At 68.2% G+C, this 2080-nt stretch carries 2 protein-coding genes and 1 pseudogene; all 3 read left to right on the top strand.

Going from position 1 to position 2080, the window contains the following annotated elements:
- Positions 1 to 433 (top strand): annotated as a pseudogene (locus tag M7H19_RS11875) (NADP-dependent phosphogluconate dehydrogenase); the annotation flags it as partial.
- A gap of 188 nt (positions 434 to 621) precedes the next feature.
- On the top strand, positions 622 to 1920 hold the full coding sequence (locus M7H19_RS11870; RefSeq protein ID WP_298180815.1) for a potassium transporter TrkG: 1299 nt from the start codon (positions 622 to 624) through the stop codon (positions 1918 to 1920).
- Positions 1913 to 2080, top strand: a 168-nt coding sequence (locus M7H19_RS11865) for an NAD-binding protein (protein ID WP_298180813.1), incomplete at its 3' end; no start/stop codon positions are given. The genes M7H19_RS11870 and M7H19_RS11865, both read left to right, overlap by 8 nt.

Genomic DNA, 2080 nt, shown 5'->3' with positions numbered 1-2080 from the left:
CGCACAGGGTTTCAACCAGATCCAGGCGGGCAGCGCCGAGTACGGCTGGAACATCGACCTCGGCGCCGTGGCCGCCATCTGGCGAGGCGGCTGCATCATCCGCGCGAAGTTCCTCGACGACATCCGCGCCGCCTACCGCGCAGATCCCTCGCTGCCGACGCTGCTGACCAGCGGCGAGTTCCGCACGGCCGTGGAGGACGCACAGGACGCGTGGCGGTCGGTGGTGTCCACCGCCGTGCGGCTGGGCATCCCCACCCCGGGCTTCTCGACGGCGCTGGCCTACTACGACGCGCTGCGCGCCGAGCGGCTCCCCGCGTCGCTGATCCAGGGGCAACGCGACTACTTCGGCGCCCACACCTATCGCCGGGTGGACCGCGACGGCAGCTTCCACACCCTGTGGGCGGCCGACCCCCGGGTCGAGCACGAGGCCTGAGAAACCACCGCTCGAACGGTCGACACGGTCCCCCGGTCCCGATCGCCGACCTCCGCGACCGGGACATCGGGAGTAGCGTTTCCCGCATCGGCACATGCCGAGCGCGCCCGGAGGAAACCGTGACCAGGTGGCTGAAGTCGGTGCCGCACCGTCTTCTTCCGAGTTGGCGGCACCCCGCGAGGGTCGTGGTGACCGCTTTCGCCTATGTGGTGGCGGCGGGCACGGCTCTGCTCATGCTGCCCGCCGCCACGGAGTCCGGCGAGTCACCCGACTTCGTGACGGCCTTGTTCACCGCGACCTCGTCCGTGTGCGTGACCGGACTCATCGTCGCGGACACACCCGGCTACTGGTCCACCTTCGGCGAGCTGGTGATCATCGCACTCGTCCAGGTCGGTGGTCTGGGCATCATGACGCTGGCCTCACTGCTGGGGCTGTTGATCACGCGCCGGATCGGGTTGCGGATGCGGCTGACCGCCCAGACCGAGAGCAAGGCGCTGGAGTCGGGCGACATGCGGCGGGTCCTCGCCGGAGTCGCGCTGGTGAGCATCACGTTCGAAACGATCACCGCCGTGGTCCTGACCGCCCGATTCGCCAGCGGCTACGGCTACGACACCGGCTCGGCCGTGTACCACGGTGTCTTCCACGCGATCTCGGCGTTCAACAACGCCGGATTCGCGCTGTACCCGGACAGCCTCACGCGGTTCGTCACCGACCCGTGGATCTGCGTGACCGTCTCCCTGGCCGTCATCGCCGGAGGGCTCGGCTTTCCCGTGTGGATAGAGCTGTGGCGCCACAGCCGGGGATCACTGCGCCGCTGGTCGCTGCACGCCAAGATCACACTGTCGACCACGGCCTCGCTGCTGGTGCTCGGCACCGTCGCCATCACCGCGCTCGAATGGAACAACCCGGACACCCTCGGTCGGCTCGGCGTCGGGGGACGCCTGCTGGCGGGGTCCTTCCACGCCGTCATGCCGCGCAGCGCGGGCTACAACACCCTCGAAGTAGGCGAGTTCGAATCGGGGACGCTGCTGGTCAACGACATACTGATGTTCATCGGCGGAGGCAGCGCCGGTACGGCGGGCGGCATCAAGGTGACGACGTTCGCGCTGCTCGCCTTCGTGGTCCTCACGGAGATACGAGGAGAACCGACCGTGCACGTGATGGGGCGGAAGGTGCCGTCCACCGCACAGCGTCAGGCACTGGCCGTAGCCCTGCTGAGCGTGGGCACCGTGCTGGCTGTGACCCTGTGTCTGCTGGTGATCACCCCCTTCGGCCTCGACGCGGTGCTGTTCGAAGTGCTCTCGGCGTTCGCGACCGTCGGGTTGTCGACGGGGATCACCCCGCACCTGCCCGACGCGGCGACGGTGCTCCTGACACTGCTCATGTTCCTCGGCAGGATCGGTCCCATCACCCTGGCCTCGGCACTCGCGCTACAGACGCACAGACGCCACTACGAACTCCCGGAAGAAAGGCCGATCGTTGGTTAGCAGAAGACGCGGTCAACGCGTCGTCGTCATCGGGCTCGGCAGGTTCGGCGGATCACTGGCGACCGAACTGACCCGACTCGGCTGTGAGGTGCTCGGCCTCGATCGCGACGCCAAACGAGTGCAGCATTTCGCCGACGTCCTCACCCACACCGCCGTCGTC

Origin of the sequence: Saccharomonospora sp., from assembly GCF_027317685.1 — a bacterium.
Taxonomy (GTDB): Bacteria; Actinomycetota; Actinomycetes; order Mycobacteriales; family Pseudonocardiaceae; genus Saccharomonospora.
The sequence above is the reverse complement of the archived record's forward strand: the minus strand, read 5'-3'. Positions and strand labels throughout refer to the sequence as shown.